This window comes from Streptomyces sp. NPDC059567 (assembly GCF_042735655.1).
Taxonomy (GTDB): Bacteria; Actinomycetota; Actinomycetes; order Streptomycetales; family Streptomycetaceae; genus Streptomyces.
The window spans coordinates 37815-56572 of the sequence record NZ_JBHWBS010000018.1 but is presented as its reverse complement, the minus strand read 5'-3'; the positions used below and the strand labels follow the sequence as shown (position 1 = coordinate 56572).

Sequence of the window (18758 nt, the reverse complement as noted above, 5' to 3'; positions counted from 1 at the left end):
GCCCGCCCGCCGCGGCCCCCACCGCGCCCCGCCGACCCTCCGCCCCCGCCCACCCCCCCCCGGCCGCCACCCGGGGGGGGCGCCCCGCCATGGAGGGGCGCGAGCGGCCCGGCCGCCCGGTCAAGCCCCGGGAATCGAGCTCCTCCGCCGAGCCGGACAGCCCCTCACGTACCAAAACTGCAACAGCCGACGAGCCTGCCGAAGCGGAGGAAGGCGCGGACGAGGGCCTCGAAGCGGTACCCGAGACGGAGTCCACGACCGACACGCCCCCACCCGCGTCCGCGCCCGCCGCGGCTCCCCGGCTCAGCCCCCGCGCCACCGCCACCACCGCTGACCGGCAGATTCCCGTCCTCACCTTCGGCGCGGGGCTCGCGATGATGGGGCTCGGAATCGGCTTCCTCGGGGTGAGGATGCGCCGCCGCTGAGCGGTCCGCCCCACGCCTCGTCCCCCTTGAGTCGGACCCGGAGGTTCCGTCTCAAGTCCCTTGTCCGTCCGGGCATACCCGGTATACATACTGAGTATGTCGATCCGCCACGGGCTCCTCGCCCTCCTCGAACGCGGGCCTCGCTACGGTTCGCAGCTCCGTACGGAGTTCGAGTCACGCACAGGCTCCACCTGGCCTCTCAACGTCGGTCAGGTCTACACGACCCTCAACCGTCTCGAACGGGACGGCATGGTCGCGCAGGGCGGCGAGGACGACGCCGGCCACGCGCTCTACGCGATCACCGACAGCGGTCGCGAAGAGCTCAAGAAGTGGTTCGAGAAGCCCGTGGACCGCACCAGCCCGGCCCGCGACGAGCTCGCCATCAAGCTCGCCATGGCCGTCGGGGCGCCCGGGGTCGACATCCGCGCCGTCATCCAGTCCCAGCGCCGCCACACCGTGAAGGCGATGCAGGACTACACCCGGCTCAAGGCCCAGGCACTCGCCGCCCTCGAGAGCGGCGAGTCCCGGGAACGCGACGACGTGGCCTGGCTCCTCGTCCTGGAGCAGCTGATCTTCCAGACCGAGGCCGAGGCCCGCTGGCTGGACCACTGCGAGGCCCGGCTGATCCGGCTCTCGACGGCCGCCGCCCTCGGCACCACCGGCTCCTCGGACCGCCCCGCCTCCGGCACCGGCTCCGACACCGGTGAGGCACGACCGCCCGACTCCGCCGGCACGGCCTCCCAGGACGCCCGCACGGCGCCGCTGCGCTGACCCGCGGCCCCGCACACCGCACCACCACCTCAACCGCTCCGTACGAGACCAACCGCTCCGTACGACACCGCACGCGACCTCACGTGACCGCACGTCACACGACCGTCCGTCGGCGTACGCCCAAGGGGGACCCCTCCATGTCCACACAGCAGCCCGTGCTGCAACTGCAGAACCTGACCCGTGTCCACGGCTCCGGCGAGACCGAGGTGCACGCCCTGCGCGGCATCGACCTCGATGTCTTCCCCGGTGAACTCGTCGCCGTCATGGGCCCGTCCGGCTCCGGCAAGTCCACCCTGCTCACCATCGCGGGCGGCCTCGACACCCCCACCTCCGGCCGGGTGATCGTCGAGAACACCGACATCACCACCGTCGGCCGCAAGGCCCTCGCGGCCCTGCGCCGCCGCAGCATCGGGTACGTCTTCCAGGACTACAACCTGATCCCGGCGCTCACGGCCGCGGAGAACGTCGCCCTGCCCCGCGAGCTGGACGGCACCTCCGCGCGCAAGGCGCGCGGCGAGGCACTCGCCGCGCTGGAGGAGATGGACCTGGGTCACCTCGCCGACCGCTTCCCCGACGAGATGTCCGGCGGCCAGCAGCAGCGTGTGGCCATCGCCCGCGCCCTCGTCGGCGACCGTCGGCTCGTCCTGGCCGACGAGCCCACCGGCGCCCTGGACTCCGAGACCGGAGAGTCCGTCCTCGCCCTGCTCCGCTCGCGCTGCGACGCCGGCGCCGCGGGCGTGCTCGTCACCCACGAGCCGCGGTTCGCCGCCTGGGCCGACCGCGTCGTCTTCCTGCGGGACGGCGCCGTCGTCGACCAGACCGTACGCAGCGACGCCGACTCGCTCCTCTCGGGCCAGGCGGCCGAGCGGTGAACAACTGGTTCCACTCCTGGCGGGCCGCGATCCGCATAGCCCGCCGTGACGCCTGGCGCTACAAGGGCCGCAGCTTCCTGGTCCTCGCCATGATCGCCCTGCCCATCCTGGGTGTCAGCGCCGCCGATCTGACCTTCCGCAGCTCCGAGCTGTCCACCGAGGAGAGCCTGGACCGGACGATCGGCGCCGCCGACGCCCGGTTCACCGACGCCGCCGTGGCCGGCGTGCCGATCCTCCAGTCGCCGGACGGCGAGATGAACACGCCGGCGCAGGACTACGGCGACAAGATGTGGCCCACCGGCGGCACCGATGTCTCCAAGACCTTCCCGGCCGGATCCACCGTCCTGACGGACGGCTCCGGAAACGCGAAGCTCACCACCGTCCACGGACTGCTCCAGACCGAGGTCCGTGAGCTCAAGGCCGCCGACCCGATCGCCAAGGGCATCATGTCCCTCCAGGAGGGACGCTTCCCGGAGAAGGCGGACGAGTTCGCCGCGACCACGCACTTCCTGGAGAGCAGCGGCCTGTCGATCGGTTCGACCCTGTCCGCGCGCGGCTACGACAGGACCTACCGGATCGTCGGCTCCTACGAGCTCCCGAACGATCTGAAGGCCGACCAGGTCAATGCCCTGCCCGGCGCCTTCCTCGCCCCGTACGCGAAGGTGGCCGAGAAGGCCGGTATCACCCGGGGTGGAGTCGAGACCACGTACCTGGTGAAGGCCCCCGGTGGTTTCACGTGGAACACCGTGCAGCAGATCAACACCAAGGGTGTCGCCGTCGTCTCGCGCGCCGTGCTCCTCGACCCGCCCGCCGACTCCGAGGTCCCGCTGTACCAGAAGGAGGGCTGGGGCACCTACGAGTCCAGCACGGGCGCCCAGGCCGCCGAACTCGCCGCGGTCGGCACCGTCGTCGGCCTCGCGATGCTGGAGATCTGCCTGCTGGCCGGACCCGCGTTCGCCGTCGGCGCGCGCCGCTCGCGCCGTCAGCTGGGGCTCGTCGGCGCCAACGGCGGCGACCGGCGACACATCCGGGCCATCGTCCTGGGCGGCGGTCTCGTCATCGGTGTCGCCGCCGCCGTCACCGGCACGGTCCTCGCGCTGATCCTGACCTTCGCCCTCCAGCCGGTCCTCGAGGACTCGTTCGGGCAGCGCTTCGGCAGCTTCGACATACGCCCGCTGGAACTGCTCGCCATCGCGTTGCTCGCCGTTCTGACCGGCGTCCTGTCCGCGATCGTCCCGGCCGTCACCGCCTCCCGGCAGACCGTCCTGGCCTCGCTCACCGGCCGCCGCGGTGTCCGCCGCAGCAGCCGTGTCCTGCCGCTGGTCGGCCTCGGCGCCCTGCTCCTGGGCGCGGCGATCGCGCTGTACGGATCGGTGGTCTCCGACCAGTTCGTCATCGTCGCGGGCGGCAGCGCCATCGCCGAGCTGGGCGTGGTCGCCATGACCCCCGCCCTCGTGGGTCTCTTCGGCCGGGCCGGCCGCTGGCTGCCCCTGTCGCCGCGCCTCGCCCTGCGGGACGCCGTGCGCAACCGGGGGCGTACGGCACCCGCCGTCGCCGCCGTGCTCGCCGCCGTCGCGGGAACCGTCGCCGTCTCCACGTACACGGCCAGCTCCGACGCGCAGGAGCGGGCCGAGTACCGGGCGAGCCTGCCGCACGGCGCGGTCTCCGCCCTCGTCATGGAGGACGGCGGCCGGGACGTCCCCGCCGTCCGCGACGCAGTCCAGCGTCACCTGCCCATCGACGTCCGCGCGGATGTCGACCGTGTGCAGGTCGGCAAGCCCAACTGCCAGCCTTATATGGACTCCCCGGGCTGCGGCAGGTCCGAGATCATCATCCCGAAGGCCAACGAGTGCCCGCTGTGGGCATCCGAGAACGGCGATGACCCTTCGGAGAAGTTCACCAAGGAACAGCGGCGCAAGCTCGCCGAGGACTGGCGCTGCAAGTCGAGCAATGACGGCGGCATCTACGTCGAGGGCGGGCTGCTGATCGGCGACGCCAAGGTCCTCAAGGTCCTCGGGATCAACGACCCGGGAGCCGAGAAGGCCCTGGCCGAGGGCAAAATCGTTTCCTTCTCCAAGCCCCAGGTCGATCAAGGCGGAAAGATCTCCGTCAAGCTGATCGCCGACACGATGAAGGCGAGCGAGGCCGAGCAGGCGGGCAAGCCCGTCCCGGGCGAGATCAAGTCCCTGCCCGCCTACCAGGTGCCCGCCGGGAAGAGCTCGTACGGCGTCCAGGCCCTCCTCACCCCGGCCGCCGCCAAGGCCGCCGGCTTCGGCACGGCGCCGCTGGGCTCGCTGTTCTCCACCGACACGATGCCGACCAGCGAGCAGCGCCAGAAGCTCGACGGCGAGATCGCCAAGATCGGCAGCGATGTCGAGCTGCGGGTCGAGGACGGCTTCGTCGGCAAGAGCAGCATCGTGCTCCTCTCGCTGGCCGTCTTCGCCGGTCTCGTGACCATCGGCGCCGCCGGTATCGCGACCGGACTGGCACAGGCCGACGCGGAGGCCGACCTCAAGACGCTCTCCGCCGTCGGAGCGCCCCCGCGGGTCCGCCGCACGCTCAGCGGCTTCCAGTGCGGGGTGGTCGCCGCGATGGGTGTGATCCTCGGGTCGGCGGCCGGAGTGCTGCCGGCGATGGGCCTGCGGCTCACCGAGGGGCGCGAACGCGAGCGCTTCTACCAGGAGAGCCTCGACCAGGGCTGGGGCGCCATGGACTCGCCCCCGTACGTGCCGATCGTCGTCCCCTGGGAGACGCTGGTGGCGCTGCTGGTGATCGTGCCGATCGGCGCCGCGCTCCTGGCGGCCCTGGTCACCCGCTCGCGCGGGGCCCTGGCCCGCCGCGCCGCGATCTGACCGGACCGTTGCCGTCCTGTGCCCCCGGAGAAGGGTGGATCACCCTCCTCCGGGGGCACACCGTGTGGTGAGGCACGTGTGCGAGAGAATGGCGGCATGGAGATGCCGAGGAATGAACGGTCGCAGGAGAGCCCCCAGGTCCTCATCGTGGGACAGGACGGAATGGCGCTCGGCGGCACTCAGGGTGACGACGAATCCCGCGAGGTCCCGGTGACGGAAATGGTCGAGCAGCCTGCGAAGGTCATGCGCATCGGCAGCATGATCAAGCAGCTCCTGGAAGAAGTACGCGCGGCACCTCTCGACGAGGCCAGCCGGGTCAGGCTCAAGGACATCCACGCCAGCTCCGTGAAGGAGCTGGAGGACGGGCTCGCGCCCGAACTGGTCGAGGAACTGGAGCGTCTCTCCCTGCCGTTCACGGACGAGGCGATTCCCTCCGAGGCGGAACTGCGCATCGCGCAGGCCCAGTTGGTGGGCTGGCTGGAGGGCCTCTTCCACGGAATCCAGACGGCGCTGTTCGCCCAGCAGATGGCGGCCCGCGCCCAGTTGGAGCAGATGCGCCGGGCTCTTCCGCCGGGTGCGTCGCATGACGATGACGACGACCAGGGCCACGGACACGCGGTCCGCTCGGGGCCGTACCTGTAGGCCGGTGGGGCGTCCGATACGCGGAAGGGCCCGGCACACCGTGTGTGCCGGGCCCTTCCGCGTACAGGCGCCTTGTGGGGCGGGTCAGGCCCGCGGGGCCAGCAGCAGGACCTTGCCCACGTGCGAACCCGAGTCCAGCGCCCGGTGGGCCTCCGAGGCGTCGGGCATCGGCACCGTACGGTCGACCACGGGGCGTACCGTGCCCGCGCCGATCAGCGGCCAGACGTGCTCGCGCACCGCGGCGACGATGGCCGCCTTCTCGTGAAGCGGGCGGGCACGCAGCGTGGTCGCGGTGATCGCCGCACGCTTGGAGAGCAGCGCTCCGAGGTTCAGCTCGCCCTTCACCCCGCCCTGCATCCCGATGATCGCCAGACGGCCGTTGACCGCGAGGGCCTTCACATTGCGGTCCAGATACTTCGCTCCGACGATGTCGAGGATCACGTCCGCCCCGGCCCCGTCGGTGGCCTTGCGCAGCTCCTCGACGAAGTCCTGCTCGCGGTAGTCGATCAGGATGTCCGCGCCCAGCTCGGCGCACCGCGCCAGCTTCTCGGGGCCGCCGGCGGTGACGGCGACCCGTGCGCCGATCGCCTTGGCCAGCTGGATCGCCATGGTGCCGATGCCGCTCGCACCGCCGTGCACGAGGAGCGTCTCGCCGGGCCGCAGGTGGGCGATCATGAAGACGTTCGACCAGACGGTGCTGGTCACCTCGGGCAGCGCCGCGGCCGTGACCAGGTCCACCCCGTCCGGTACGGGAAGCAGCTGGCCGACGGGCACGACGACCTTCTCCGCGTAGCCGCCGCCCACGAGCAGCGCGCACACCTCGTCGCCGACGGACCAGCCGGACACGCCCGTCCCGAGCGCGGTGATCCGCCCGGAGCATTCGAGGCCGGGGTACGGGGACGTGCCCGGTGGCGGGTCGTAGAAGCCCTGTCGCTGGAGCAGATCGGCACGGTTGACGGCGCTCGCCACCACCTCGACGAGGACCTCGCCCTCGGCGGGCACGGGATCGGGCACCTCGGCCCAGACGAGTGCCTCGGGGCCGCCGGGTTCCGGAATCGTGATCGCATGCATGGCGGCGAGGCTACTCGGGCGGCGTCGACAGCGGGGTGACGGACGCCGCCCGGACGATCGTGATCACACGGTCCGTCAACTGCAGTGGGCTGGCGGCGGGATCGTCGTATCCGAGCAGCCGGTGCCCGCGCAACACGCTGACCACCAGGTCCTCGGTCTCCCGTACGTTCTTGCCCACCTCGGCCTTTATCACCGGCCGTTCGACCAGATCGAGGCCCGAACCCTGCTGGATCAGGTCCTCCATCACCGTGCCCGCGCTGGGGCTGAGCACGGAGAGCCCGAGCAGCCGGCCGGCCGCGCTGGCGCTGGTGATCACGGCGTCCGCACCGGACTGGCGCAGCAGCGGCGCGTTCTCCTCTTCACGGACCGCGGCGACGATCTTCGCGCCCCTGTTGAGCTGCCGGGCGGTGAGCGCCACCAGCACGGCGGTGTCGTCGCGCTGGGTGGCGATGACGATCTGACGTGCCTTCTGGACCTCGGCGCGGAGCAGCACATCGCTGCGGGTCGCGTCGCCGACGACACCGACGAAGCCGTCCGCGTTCGCCGTCTCGATCACCTTGGTCGAGGGGTCGACGATCACGATCTGATCCTTGCGAAGCCCCGTCGCACAGAGCGTCTGGATCGCCGAGCGGCCCTTGGTGCCGAAGCCGACGACGACGGTGTGGTCACGCAAGGTGGACCTCCAGCGGTTCAGCCGCCACTCCTCCCGGGTCCGTTCGGTGAGGACCTCGAGAGTGGTGCCGACCAGGATGATCAGGAACAGGACGCGCAGGGGCGTGACCACCAGGATGTTCACGAGCCGCGCGGAGTCGCTGTACGGGACGATGTCGCCGTACCCCGTGGTGGAGAGGGTGACGGTCGCGTAGTAGGCGCTGTCGAGGAAGTCCAGGCTGCCGTCGGAGTTGTCGTTGTAGCCCCCACGATCGATGTAGACGATCACGGTGGTCAGGGCCAGCACGCCGAGGGCCATCAGCAGCCGCTTGGTCACCTGGCGCAAGGGCTTCTCGACGACGCGCCGGGGCATCCGGATCCGGGACGGGGACGTTTTCTCGTCCGCGTTCCGGGCCATGACGTCACGGCTGGGAAGTTTCACGTGAAACACGCTCCTTGGGACGCGCCGGGACCTGGTGCCTGGCCCGGGGCCACCGGCCAGGGGAGGTCGAGGATCTCCAGTGCGTCCCCCGACCGCGCGCCCCCGGGCGGCACGACGGCCATCCCGTCCGCGGCGGCGATGCCCCTGAGCATCGCCGGGCCGTTGTAGTGCAGCGGCACGACCTCGTCGCCCCGGTGGACGACCGGGACGAGCCGGGTGTCGTACGGATGGCCCTGGACCTCGTCCCGCACGGAGACGCGGTACGGCGGCTGGACCGGGGCGCCCGCGAGGGCGTGCAGCAGCGGCTCGGCCAGCGTGAGCAGTCCGGAGACGGCGGCGAGGGGGTTGCCGGGCAGGCCGACCAGGTGCCGGTCGCCGTCGAGGCGGGCGAGCAGCATCGGATGGCCGGGGCGGACCTTCACACCGTCGACGAGGAGTACGGCTCCGGCCTTGGCGAGGACCGGGTGGACGTGGTCGACGGGCCCCGCGGCCGTGCCCCCGGTGGTGATCACGAGGTCGGCCTCGGAACCGGTGACGGCGGCGTACAGGGCGTCGGCGTCGTCGCCGATCCGCCGGGTGGCGAGCACGTCGGCGCCGAGCGCGTTCAGCCAGGGGCCGAGCATGGGGCCGAGGGCGTCACGGATCAGACCGTCGTGGGGGAGTCCGGCGGTCAGCAGCTCGTCGCCGAGGACGAGGACCTCCACACGAGGGCGGGGCAGGGTCGCCAGCTCGTCGTAGCCGGCCGCCGCGGCGAGACCGAGGACGGCGGGGGTCACCGCGGTCCCGGCGGGCAGCAGCCGGTCGCCGGCGCGGCACTCCTGTCCGCGGGGGCGGATGTCCTGGCCGGGCAGGACCTCGCGCCGGGCATGCAGATGGCCGCCGGCGTCCGCGCGGGAGTGTTCGCTGCGGATGACCGCGGTGGTCTCGGGCGGGACGCGGGCGCCGGTGGCGATCCGTACCGCCGTGCCGTCCGCGAGCGGAGCGAGGGGTGCGTGGCCCGCGAGTACCGCGCCCTCCTCGTGGATCTGCCACGGGCCGGGGCCTGCGACCGCCCAGCCGTCCATGGCCGAGGTGTCGAAGGACGGCAGATCGGTGAGCGCGCGGAGCGGCTCGGCGAGGACCTGGCCGAGGGCCTGCCCGAGGGGCGTACGGCGGGGTTCCCGGCCGGCCCCGCCCGCGGTCCCGGCCCGCACGGCGACCGCCCGGGCGGCGGGCCAGGCGGTGGCGCGGTGGGACTCGGCGCGGTGGGACGGGGCGGAGTGGGACTCGGCGCGGTGGGACTCGGCGCGGTGGGACGGGCCGGGGTCGCCGGGGCGCGGGTCGCCGGGCGCGGGGCCGGGCGACGCGGGGTCGACGGACCTCTCGCCGGACCCGGATGCGGCGGATCGGTAGGCGGCAGCCCGCGGCCCGGCGGGGTGGGACGGACCGGAGTCGGGCTCGCCGGGGTGCGGGTCGGCGGACCCGGATGCGGCGGATCGGTTTGCGGCTGCCCGCGGCCCGGCGGCGCGCGGCGGGGCGACGAGGGCGAGGGCCTCGTCGCTGCCGTCGCTCTCGGGCTCCGGGGCGGGGGCCGCCTCCGGCTCGGTGCCCGCGCCGGTCCCGGGCCCGGCCGCCCGCTCCTGCGGGGTCATCCGGCTTCGCCCTGCTCCGTCTCGGCCTGCTCCGCCTCGGCGGCCCAGCGGTTGGCGAGGGCGGCGGCCTTGCGGGCGGCCTCGGCGACCGCCTTGGGGCCGCCTTCGCCGCCGGCCGCCTGCGCCGCCGCGTACCCGACCAGGAACGTGGTCAGCGGCGCGGCCGGGCGGGCCACCCCGTGGGCGGCGTCCCGGGCCAGATCGAGCAGTACGCCGGTGTCGACGTCGATCTCGATGCCCAGCTCGTCCTTGACTGCGGTGATCCATTCGTCCAGCACGTTCCCATGCTCCCTGATGCGGGCCCGGGCCGTGGCAATGTCCTCCCAGGTGTCGCAGTCGAAGGAGGCGAGAGGCTCCGCGGCGACCCGGACGATGTGGAGCTCCCGGGTGAGCAGACGCAGCGGGAGGCCGGTGAGGGTGCCGTGCGCGTCGGCGATGAGAGCCAGCTCACGCCGGAGCACGTCGGTGCGGTAGGCGGCCACGAGCGGCTGGTCCCGGCCGTCGGCGTCGACCAGCAGCGCGGCCTCGGCGTCGGGCGCGGCGGACAGGGCGGCCAGGAGCTGCCGGCCGGTGCCCTCGTCGAGGAACGGCAGGTCGGCGGAGAGGACGAGCGCCGTGTCGGCGTCCACCTCGCGCACCCCGGCGCCGAGCGCGGCCAACGGCCCCCCGCCGGGGGGCTCCTCCCTGGCCCACACCACGGGGCGGACGGTCGTCCGACAGCCGCCGACGACCACGGTGCGCCCGGCGCCCCGGCAGCCCGCGAGGACCCGGTCGAGCAATGCCCGGCCCCCGACCCGTACCGCGGGCTTGTCCGCCCCGCCGAGCCGCTTCGCGGCGCCCCCGGCGAGCACGATGGCGTCATACACGGTCGTCATCCCAGCAGTATGGTCCGCGCCCGCGCGGTACGACCCCAAAGATCGCCGCCTGTCTCACGTACGGAGACAGGCGGCCGATCGGGGTGATCCGCGCGACCTCGCGCACCACGGCCCCCGGCGGGAGCGGGCGACGTCAGAGCGTGCGGAGCAGGACCGCGGGGCGCTCGACGCAGTCCGCGACGTAGCGCAGGAAGCCGCCCGCGGTGCCGCCGTCGCAGACGCGGTGGTCGAAGGTCAGCGACAGCTGGACGACCTGGCGCACGGCCAGCTCTCCCTCGTGGACCCACGGCTTGGGGATGATCCGGCCCACCCCGAGCATCGCCGCCTCCGGGTGGTTGATGATCGGCGTCGAGCCGTCGACCCCGAACACCCCGTAGTTGTTCAGCGTGAACGTCCCGCCGGTCAGGTCCGCCGGCGTCAGCGTCCCCTGCCGGGCGGACTCGGTCAGCCGCGCGAACTCCTCCGTCAGCGACTCCGCCGTCCGCGTGCCCGCGTCCCGCACCACCGGGACGACCAGTCCCCGCGGGGTCTGCGCCGCGAACCCGAGGTGCACCGACGGCAGCCGGACGATCTCCCGGGCCGCCGTGTCCACCGTGGAGTTGAGCTCCGGGAAGCGGGCGAGGGCATGGGTGCAGATCCGGGCGAGCAGCGCGAGCAGCGAGATCTTCGACCCGCCCGCCGCGTTCATCGCGGCCCGCGCCGCCATGAGTTCGGTGGCGTCGGCGTCCACCCAGCAGGTCGCGTCCGGGATCTCCGTACGGCTGCGCGAGAGCTTGTCGGCCACGGCGCCGCGGACTCCGCGCAGCGGAACACGCTCGGCTCCGGCGGCGACGACGGCCACGGGCGACGGCGCGGCGGGAGCAGGTGCCGGGCGCTCGGCGGCGGCCAGGGCCGACTCGACGTCCGCCCGCAGGATCAGTCCGGCCGGACCGGACCCGCGCACCTCGCGCAGGTCGAGCCCCTTGTCCCGGGCCAGCTTCCGCACGAGCGGGGAGATCACCGGCACGGGTCCCTCGGGAAGCGCCGGCTTCACGGGCGCCGCCACCTGGGCGACGGGGGCCGCCGGGGCGGTGTCCCTGCGGACGCGGCGCCTGCGCGCCGCGGGCCCCGCCGTGCCGTAGCCGACGAGCACGTTGCCGGAGTACTCCGAGGACTCGGCGTCCTCGGCAGCCGCCGCCGACTTCGTTGGCGCCGCCACCGGAGCTTCCGCTCCGCCCACGGCGACCGTCAGCAGCGGTGCGCCGACGGGCAGTTCGGTGCCCTCCTCGCCGAAGCGGGCGGTCACCACCCCGCCGTAGGGGCACGGCACCTCGACCATCGCCTTGGCGGTCTCGACCTCGACGACCGGCTGGTCGATGGCGACGACGTCGCCGACGTTCACCAGCCAGCGCACGATCTCCGCCTCGGTCAGCCCCTCGCCGAGGTCCGGCAGCTTGAACTCGAGCACCTGGGCCATCAGCTCCCCGCCTCCCACTGCAGCCGCGCCACCGCGTCGAGCACCCGGTCCACGCCCGGCAGATGGTGCCGCTCCAGCATCGGCGGCGGGTAGGGGATGTCGAAGCCGGCGACCCGCAGCACGGGCGCCTCCAGGTGGTGGAAGCAGCGCTCGGTCACGCGCGCGGCGATCTCCCCGCCCGGCCCGCCGAACCCGGCCGACTCGTGCACGACGACCGCCCGTCCGGTACGCCGTACCGACGCGCTGACGGTCTCGTCGTCGAACGGCACCAGCGAGCGGAGGTCGACGACCTCCAGGTCCCAGCCCTCTGCCTGGGCGGCCTCTGCCGCCTCCAGGCAGACCGGCACGGACGGCCCGTAGGTGATCAGCGTGGCGCTGGTGCCGCGGCGCCGCACGACGGCCTTGCCGATCGGCTCCACCCGCGCGGGCGCCTCGGGCGACCAGTCGGACTTCGACCAGTAGAGCCGCTTGGGCTCCAGGAAGACGACCGGGTCGTCGGAGGCGATCGCCGCCCGCAGCAGCCCGTACGCGTCCTCGACGGTGGCCGGGGTGACGACATGGAGACCCGAGGTCGCCATGTAGTACGCCTCGGAGGAGTCGCTGTGGTGCTCGACGCCGCCGATCCCGCCGCCGTACGGCACCCGGATCACCATCGGCATCGGCATCGCGCCGCGCGTGCGGTTCCGCATCCGCGCGACGTGGCTGATCAACTGCTCGAACGCCGGGTAGGCGAAGGCGTCGAACTGCATCTCCACGACCGGCCGCAGCCCGTACATCGCCATGCCGACGGCCGTGCCCAGGATGCCGGCCTCGGCCAGCGGGGTGTCCGTACAGCGGTCCTCGCCGAACTCCTTGGCGAGGCCGTCGGTCACCCGGAAGACACCGCCGAGCGTGCCGACGTCCTCGCCCATGACGTGGACGGTCGGGTCCTCGGCCATCGCGTCCCGCATGGCCCGCTGCAGCGCCTGGGCCATCGTGGCCGGCTTCGCGGGCTTGGCGGGCTTGGCCGCCACCTGCGTCGTCATCACGCCTCGCTCTCGGCGTCGAGCTCGGCCCGCAGCTGCGCGGCCTGCTCGCGCAGCTGGGTGGTCTGCTCGGCGTAGACGTGCGCGAACAGATCCATCGGGTCCAGGACCGGCTCGGCGTTCATCCGCTCGCGCAGCGCCGCCGCCATCGTCTCGGCGGCCTCGGCCGCGGCCCGCTTTCCGTCCTCGTCGAGCATCCCGCGCTCCGTCAGCTCCCGCTCCAGGAGCAGGATCGGGTCGTGTGCCCGCCACGCCTCGACCTCGCTGTCGCCGCGGTAGCGGGTGGCGTCGTCGGCGTTGGTGTGGGCCTCGATGCGGTACGTGACGGCCTCGATCAGCGTCGGACCGCCGCCGCGACGCGCGCGTGCCACGGCCTCGGTGAGCACCTGGTGGACGGCGACGGCGTCGTTGCCGTCGACGAGCCGGCCGGGCATGCCGTATCCGACGGCCTTGTGGGCCAGGGAGGGGGCCGCGGTCTGCTTGGCGAGCGGCACGGAGATCGCGAAGCCGTTGTTCTGCACCAGGAAGACCACGGGGGCCTGCCAGACGGCCGCGAAGTTCAGCGCCTCGTGGAAGTCGCCCTCGCTGGTGCCGCCGTCGCCGACCATGGCGAGCGCGACCACGTCGTCGCCCTTGAGCCGGGCGGCGTGGGCCAGGCCCACCGCGTGCGGGAGCTGGGTGGCGAGAGGCGTGGACAGCGGCGCTATGCGGTGCTCACGCGGGTCGTACCCGGTGTGCCAGTCGCCGCGCAGCAGCGTCAGCGCCTGGACCGGGTCGAGGCCGCGGGCGACGGCCGCGAGGGTGTCGCGGTACGAGGGGAACAGCCAGTCCCGGTCCTCCAGGGCCAGCGCGGCCGCGACCTCGCAGGCCTCCTGGCCGGTCGTCGACGGGTACACGGCGAGCCGGCCCTGCTTGGTGAGGGCCGTGGCCTGGGCGTTGTACCGCCGGCCGCGCACCAGCTCCGCGTAGAGCCGCCGCAGCAGCTCGGGGTCGGCGGCGGCCACCGCGTCCGTGCCGAGGACACGGAACGGCTCGGCGTCGGGCAGCAGGGGGGCCGGGTCGGTGCGCGGCTTCCACGCCGGGGGCGGGGTGGGCCGGTAGACAGGGGTGGCACCGGGCGGCTCTTGGACTGTCGAACTGCGCTGTTGCAACGAGTCCACCTCCTCGTGGGAGCGGGCATAAGACCCGAAGGCGGGTGGCGCGGGTGTGGCGCGCCTCACCTACCGATTGTTCGGTCGTGGAGGCATTTTGGCTACAGGCACCCTCAGCCTGTGGACAATCGGTTCTCCACAGCCTGGGATAGGAGCATGTCGTCCATGGGAGAGAGGCGGGGGGACATGGCGGATGAACAAATGGCCGAGAGCTGGGAGCGGGAGCTCGCCCAGCCGCCGGGCACGGCGCCCGGCGGGGCGCCCCAGGGGCCCCAGGGCCCTCCGGCGCGCCCGCTGGACGCCATCGACCGCGACATCCTGCGCATCCTCCAGACGGATGGTCGCGCCTCGATACGCTCCGTGGCCGAGCGGGTCCATGTGTCCAGGGCCAACGCCTACGCGCGGATCAACCGGCTGATCGACGACGGGGTGATCCGCGGCTTCAGCGCCCGGGTCAACCACGAGCGCGCGGGCCAGGGCGCCTCCGCCTACATCACGCTCAAGATCGTCCAGAATTCCTGGCGCACCGTGCGCGAGCAGCTGCAGGCCCTGCCGGGCGCCGCGCACATCGCGCTGGTCAGCGGGGACTTCGACGTCCTGCTGCTGGTCCACACCCCCGACAACCGGACCCTGCGCGAGCTGGTGCTCACCAAGCTCCAATCGATCCCCGAGGTGCTCTCCACCCGCACGCTGCTGGTCTTCGAGGAGACGGACCTCGACCCGGACCACTGAGGGAGCGCCCGGTTGCAGGCCGAGGGGCCTACAAGGCCGAGTGGCCCCTGCAGGCCGAGAAGGGCCTTGTACACGCCTCTGAGGGCCCTCACAGGGCCCTCAGAGCGGCTTCAGCGGGCCGTACGCAGCCCGTCGAACGCGAGGTGCACGACGGTGTCGGCGAGCTGCTCGCGCACCGCGTCGGCGCCCGGCAGCGGCCGGTACCACTCCACCAGCGAGTTGATCATGCCGAAGAGCAGTCGCGTGGCCAGCTTGATGTCCACGTCGGCCCGCAGATCACCGTCGGCCACGGCCGCCTTCAGCAGCTCGGCCACCCTGTGGTCGAACTCCCGGCGCCGCTCCATCGCCCACCGCTCGGTGTCGGTGTTGCCGCGGACCCGCAGCAGCAGCGTCACGTACGGAAGCTCCGCCATCAGTACCTCGACGGTGCGCCGGGTGACGTACTCGACCCGCTCGATGGCCCGCCCGCGCCCCGCGCCCGGCTCGTCGAGGATCGCGAAGAGCCCGTCGATGGCCCGGCTGACGGCCCGCCGCAGCAGTTCCTCCTTGCCCGCGACATGGTGGTATATCGAGGACTTGGAGATCCCCGCGGCCTTGGAGAGGTGCTCCATGGACGTGCCGTCGTAGCCGCGCTCGTTGAAGACGCGCACGGCGACGGAGAGCAGCGTCTCGGGGGTGTACGTGTCGCGCTTCGCGGTCGTCATGCCGTCGCCTCCTGTGCGGCCGCGGCCGCCTCGGCGGCGACCCGCTCGGCGGCTGCCCGGCGGAGCAACGCCTGCGAGGGGGCGTAGCGGCCCGTCGGGTACTCCTCGTGGAGGTTCGACAGCATCTCCAGGACCCAGCCGGCGCCCAGCTCCTCGCCCCAGGCGAGGGGCCCGCGCGGGTAGTTCACGCCGAGCCGCATCGCGGTGTCGATGTCGTCACCGTCGGCCACCGAGCGCGCGGCGGCGTCGAAGGCGAAGTCGGCGAGCATCGCGACCGTACGGGCGACGATCATGCCGGGGATGTCGCGGATGACGCTGACCGCCTTGCCCGCCGCCTGGAACAGGCCGATCGCCTCCTGGAGGGCGTCGTCGTCCACGGTGGCCGAGGGAGCCAGCGCGATCCGCTCGCAGGTGTAGAAGTTCAGCGCCAGGTCGACGTGGATGACCGGCATCGCGGCGTCGTCGGCCGAGGTCCCGTCGGCGAGGAAGAGCCGGGTGCCGCTCGGCAGCTCGATCCAGCCCGGGTAGCCGGGCGCGCCGTCGTCGCCGAAGTCGACCGGGATCGCGGCTTCCTGGATCCGCTCCACCAGGTCGCGCATGTGCTCGAAGTCGCCCTGGACCGTCACGGAGGCCGGCGGCTCGGCCGGGGGCGCGGTGTGCGGCTGGGGAGCCGCCGCGCCGTCCCCGTACGGGTACCAGCCCTGCCCCGACTTGCGACCGAGCCGCGCCGACTCGACGAGGCGCCGCTGGGCGAGGGACGGCGTGAACTTCGGGTCCTGGTAGAAGGACTCCCACACGGACCGGGTGACGGCCTCGTTGACGTCCTGGCCGATGAGGTCGGTCAGTTCGAAGGGGCCCATCCGGAAGCCGCCGCACTCGCGCAGCACCGCGTCGATGGTGGCGGGGTCGGCCGCGCCCTCCTCGTACACCCGCAGTGCCTCCGCGTAGAACGGTCGGGCTATCCGGTTGACGATGAACCCTGGGGTGTCGGCGCAGCGTACCGGCGTCTTGCCCCAGCTCTTCGCGGTCTCGTACGCGCGCGTGGCGGCGGATTCGTCGGTGGCGAAGCCGCTGACGACCTCGACGAGCGGGAGCAGCGGCGCGGGGTTGAAGAAGTGCAGCCCGACGAACCGGCCGGGCAGCCGCAGCCCTCCCGCGATCGCGGTGACGGAGAGGGAGGAGGTGTTGGTGGCGAGCAGGGTGTCGTCGCCGACGATCTTCTCGAGCTCGCCGAAGAGCTGCTGCTTGACCGGGAGGTGTTCGACGATCGCCTCGACGACGAGCGCGGCGTCGGCCAGTTCGGTCAGCTCGGCCGCGGCATGCAGCCGGGCGACGGCCCCCTCGCGCTCGGCCTTGTCCATCCGGCCCTTCTCGACGAGGCGGTCCAGGCGGGCGGCGAGGGCGGTCACGGCCTCCTCGGCCCGGCCGGGGGCGCTGTCGTAGAGCCGGACGGGATGGCCGGCGACCAGGGCGACCTGCGCGATTCCCTGGCCCATGGTCCCCGTGCCGACGACGGCGACGGTCCGGCTCCGGTCGATGGCGTCGGTGCCGGGCTCGGGCACGGGAACCGGCGCGGGCTTCGGCGCGGAATCCGACACGGCGTCCGGCGCGGAATCGCTCACATTGGCGGTCATGCGACTGATCCTCCCCGATGGGTTGTCCACAGCTTCGACAGACCCCCTTGTCCCGACCGATCGTTCGGTTACTCTAACTCTGTCCGTCCCTTCCTGCCCAGCTCAACGAGGAGTTGGTCCTGCCATGGCCGCCGCTCAGCTGACCACCGACGCTCTGGCCGAGAAGCACCGGTCCACACTCGACCAGGCTCTCGACACGATCCGCACCCGTGCCTACTGGTCGCCCCACCCCGAGCACCCGAAGGCCTACGGCGAGAACGGCTCGCTGGACGCCGCCGCCGGTCTCGACGCGTACAAGACACTGCTCGACAACCGCTTCGAGCTGGACCAGCCCGGCACGGACGGCTGGACCGGTGGCGAGATCTCGCCGTACGGCCCGGCGCTCGGCGTGGAGTACCCGCACGCCGACATCGACGTCCTGCTGCCCGCGATGCGCGCCGGCATGGGCGCCTGGCGCGAGGCCGGACCCGAGGTCCGCGCCCTGGTCTGTATCGAGATCCTCGCGCGGATCTCCGCCCGCACCCACGAGTTCGCGCACGCGGTGATGCACACCAGCGGCCAGGCCTTCATGATGGCGTTCCAGGCCGGCGGCCCGCACGCGCAGGACCGCGGCCTCGAGGCAGTGGCGTACGCGTACGCGGAGCAGACCCGCACCCCCGGCGGCGCCGCCCACTGGTCCAAGCCGCAGGGCAAGCGGGACCCGCTGGAGCTGACCAAGCAGTTCACCCCGGTCGCCCGCGGCATCGCGCTGATGATCGGCTGCAACACCTTCCCGACCTGGAACGGCTACCCCGGCCTGTTCGCCTCCCTGGCCACCGGCAACGCGGTCCTGGTCAAGCCCCACCCCCGGGCCGTCCTCCCGCTGGCGCTCACCGTCCGCGTGGCCCGCGAGGTCCTCGCCGAGGCCGGCTTCGACCCGAACCTGGTCGCGCTGGCCGTCGAGCGGCCCGGCGAGGGCATCGCCAAGACCCTGGCCGTCCGCCCCGAGATCCGGATCATCGACTACACCGGCTCCACCGCCTTCGGCGACTGGCTGGAGGCCAACGCCCGCCAGGCGCAGGTCTACACGGAGAAGGCGGGCGTCAACACGGTCGTCGTCGACTCCACCGACGACTACAAGGGGATGCTCTCCAACCTGGCCTTCTCCCTGTCCCTGTACAGCGGCCAGATGTGCACGACCCCGCAGAACCTGCTGATCCCCCGCGACGGCATCAGCACCGACGCGGGCAACAAGTCGTACGACGAGGTCGTCGCCGATCTCGCGGCGGCGGTGGGCGGTCTGCTCGGCGACGACGCCCGGGCGAACGCCCTGCTCGGCGCGCTGGTCAACCCTGACGTGAAGGCGCGTCTGGAGGCCGCGGCGGGCCTGGGCGAGGTGGCGCTGGCCTCCCGCGAGGTCGCGAACCCGGACTTCCCGGGCGCCGTCGTCCGTACGCCGGTCATCGTGAAGCTGGACGGCTCCAAGCCCGACGCGGATGCCGCGTACTTCTCCGAGTGCTTCGGCCCGGTGTCCTTCGCCGTCTCCGTCGACTCGACCGCCGACGCCCTCGAGCTGCTGCGGCGCACGGTCCGCGAGAAGGGCGCGATGACGGTCGGGGCGTACACCACCTCGGCCGACACGGAGCGCGCCGTCGAGGAGGTCTGCCTGGAGGAGTCGGCCCAGCTCTCGCTGAACCTGACGGGCGGGATCTACGTCAACCAGACGGCGGCGTTCTCCGACTTCCACGGCTCCGGCGGCAACCCGGCCGCGAACGCGGCCCTGTGCGACGCGGCCTTCGTCGCCAACCGCTTCCGGGTGGTGGAGGTCCGCCGCCAGGCGTGAGC

The 18758-nt window shown here is 72.9% G+C and carries 16 protein-coding genes; 7 read left to right on the top strand and 9 right to left on the bottom strand.

What is annotated here, in order from left to right:
• From ACFVZW_RS11820 to ACFVZW_RS11800, 5 genes are all read left to right on the top strand, one after another.
• The coding region (locus ACFVZW_RS11820; RefSeq protein WP_384519909.1) for a hypothetical protein at positions 1-425 on the top strand (425 nt) is incomplete at its 5' end.
• Between the two features lie 96 nt (positions 426-521).
• A complete protein-coding gene (locus ACFVZW_RS11815) occupies positions 522-1196 on the top strand; it encodes a PadR family transcriptional regulator (protein WP_384519906.1) in 675 nt (224 codons plus the stop codon).
• Between the two features lie 137 nt (positions 1197-1333).
• Complete coding sequence (locus ACFVZW_RS11810; protein WP_384519904.1) at positions 1334-2068, top strand: ABC transporter ATP-binding protein; 735 nt, start codon at positions 1334-1336, stop codon at positions 2066-2068.
• Positions 2065-4920, top strand: a complete 2856-nt coding sequence (locus ACFVZW_RS11805; protein WP_384519903.1) for an FtsX-like permease family protein — start codon at positions 2065-2067, stop codon at positions 4918-4920. Before ACFVZW_RS11810 ends, ACFVZW_RS11805 begins: the two co-directional genes overlap by 4 nt.
• A 96-nt stretch (positions 4921-5016) precedes the next feature.
• Complete coding sequence (locus ACFVZW_RS11800; RefSeq protein WP_329118562.1) at positions 5017-5562, top strand: bacterial proteasome activator family protein; 546 nt, start codon at positions 5017-5019, stop codon at positions 5560-5562.
• An 84-nt stretch (positions 5563-5646) separates the two neighbouring features.
• Here ACFVZW_RS11800 and ACFVZW_RS11795 read toward each other — a convergent pair whose 3' ends face one another.
• From ACFVZW_RS11795 to pdhA, 7 genes are all read right to left on the bottom strand, one after another.
• Complete coding sequence (locus ACFVZW_RS11795) at positions 5647-6633, bottom strand: NAD(P)H-quinone oxidoreductase (protein WP_384519901.1); 987 nt, start codon at positions 6631-6633, stop codon at positions 5647-5649.
• A 10-nt stretch (positions 6634-6643) separates the two neighbouring features.
• Positions 6644-7702 (bottom strand): potassium channel family protein, encoded by a 1059-nt coding sequence (locus tag ACFVZW_RS11790; RefSeq protein ID WP_384519984.1) that lies wholly within the window; start codon positions 7700-7702, stop codon positions 6644-6646.
• A 20-nt stretch (positions 7703-7722) separates the two neighbouring features.
• The gene (locus tag ACFVZW_RS11785) at positions 7723-9357 is read right to left on the bottom strand and encodes a molybdopterin molybdotransferase MoeA (protein ID WP_384519900.1); all 1635 of its coding nucleotides are present in this window, start codon (positions 9355-9357) and stop codon (positions 7723-7725) included.
• Positions 9354-10232, bottom strand: a complete 879-nt coding sequence (locus ACFVZW_RS11780) for a DUF6457 domain-containing protein (RefSeq protein WP_384519898.1) — start codon at positions 10230-10232, stop codon at positions 9354-9356. Before ACFVZW_RS11780 ends, ACFVZW_RS11785 begins: the two co-directional genes overlap by 4 nt.
• Before the next feature lie 133 nt (positions 10233-10365).
• Positions 10366-11688, bottom strand: a complete 1323-nt coding sequence (locus ACFVZW_RS11775; RefSeq protein WP_384519897.1) for a dihydrolipoamide acetyltransferase family protein — start codon at positions 11686-11688, stop codon at positions 10366-10368.
• The gene (locus tag ACFVZW_RS11770; protein ID WP_384519895.1) at positions 11688-12713 is read right to left on the bottom strand and encodes an alpha-ketoacid dehydrogenase subunit beta; all 1026 of its coding nucleotides are present in this window, start codon (positions 12711-12713) and stop codon (positions 11688-11690) included. The genes ACFVZW_RS11775 and ACFVZW_RS11770 overlap by 1 nt, the downstream gene beginning before the upstream one ends.
• Positions 12713-13873 (bottom strand): pyruvate dehydrogenase (acetyl-transferring) E1 component subunit alpha, encoded by a 1161-nt coding sequence (gene pdhA / locus ACFVZW_RS11765; RefSeq protein ID WP_384519893.1) that lies wholly within the window; start codon positions 13871-13873, stop codon positions 12713-12715. Before pdhA ends, ACFVZW_RS11770 begins: the two co-directional genes overlap by 1 nt.
• Before the next feature lie 192 nt (positions 13874-14065).
• Between pdhA and ACFVZW_RS11760 the strand changes: the two genes are divergently transcribed.
• Entirely contained in the window at positions 14066-14596 is a 531-nt protein-coding gene (locus ACFVZW_RS11760; protein ID WP_384519983.1) for an Lrp/AsnC family transcriptional regulator, read from the top strand.
• A 110-nt stretch (positions 14597-14706) separates the two neighbouring features.
• On the opposite strand, the gene ACFVZW_RS11755 is transcribed toward ACFVZW_RS11760, so the two are convergent.
• Positions 14707-15300 carry a TetR/AcrR family transcriptional regulator gene (locus ACFVZW_RS11755; RefSeq protein ID WP_383548844.1) on the bottom strand — a complete coding sequence of 198 codons (594 nt, stop codon included), beginning with the start codon at positions 15298-15300 and terminating at the stop codon, positions 14707-14709.
• Positions 15297-16796 (bottom strand): 3-hydroxyacyl-CoA dehydrogenase, encoded by a 1500-nt coding sequence (locus tag ACFVZW_RS11750; protein WP_384519981.1) that lies wholly within the window; start codon positions 16794-16796, stop codon positions 15297-15299. The genes ACFVZW_RS11755 and ACFVZW_RS11750 overlap by 4 nt, the downstream gene beginning before the upstream one ends.
• Before the next feature lie 262 nt (positions 16797-17058).
• On the opposite strand from ACFVZW_RS11750, the gene paaN reads away from it, so the two are divergent.
• Positions 17059-18756 (top strand): phenylacetic acid degradation protein PaaN, encoded by a 1698-nt coding sequence (gene paaN, locus ACFVZW_RS11745; RefSeq protein WP_384519891.1) that lies wholly within the window; start codon positions 17059-17061, stop codon positions 18754-18756.
• Positions 18757-18758: the final 2 nt, after the last annotated feature.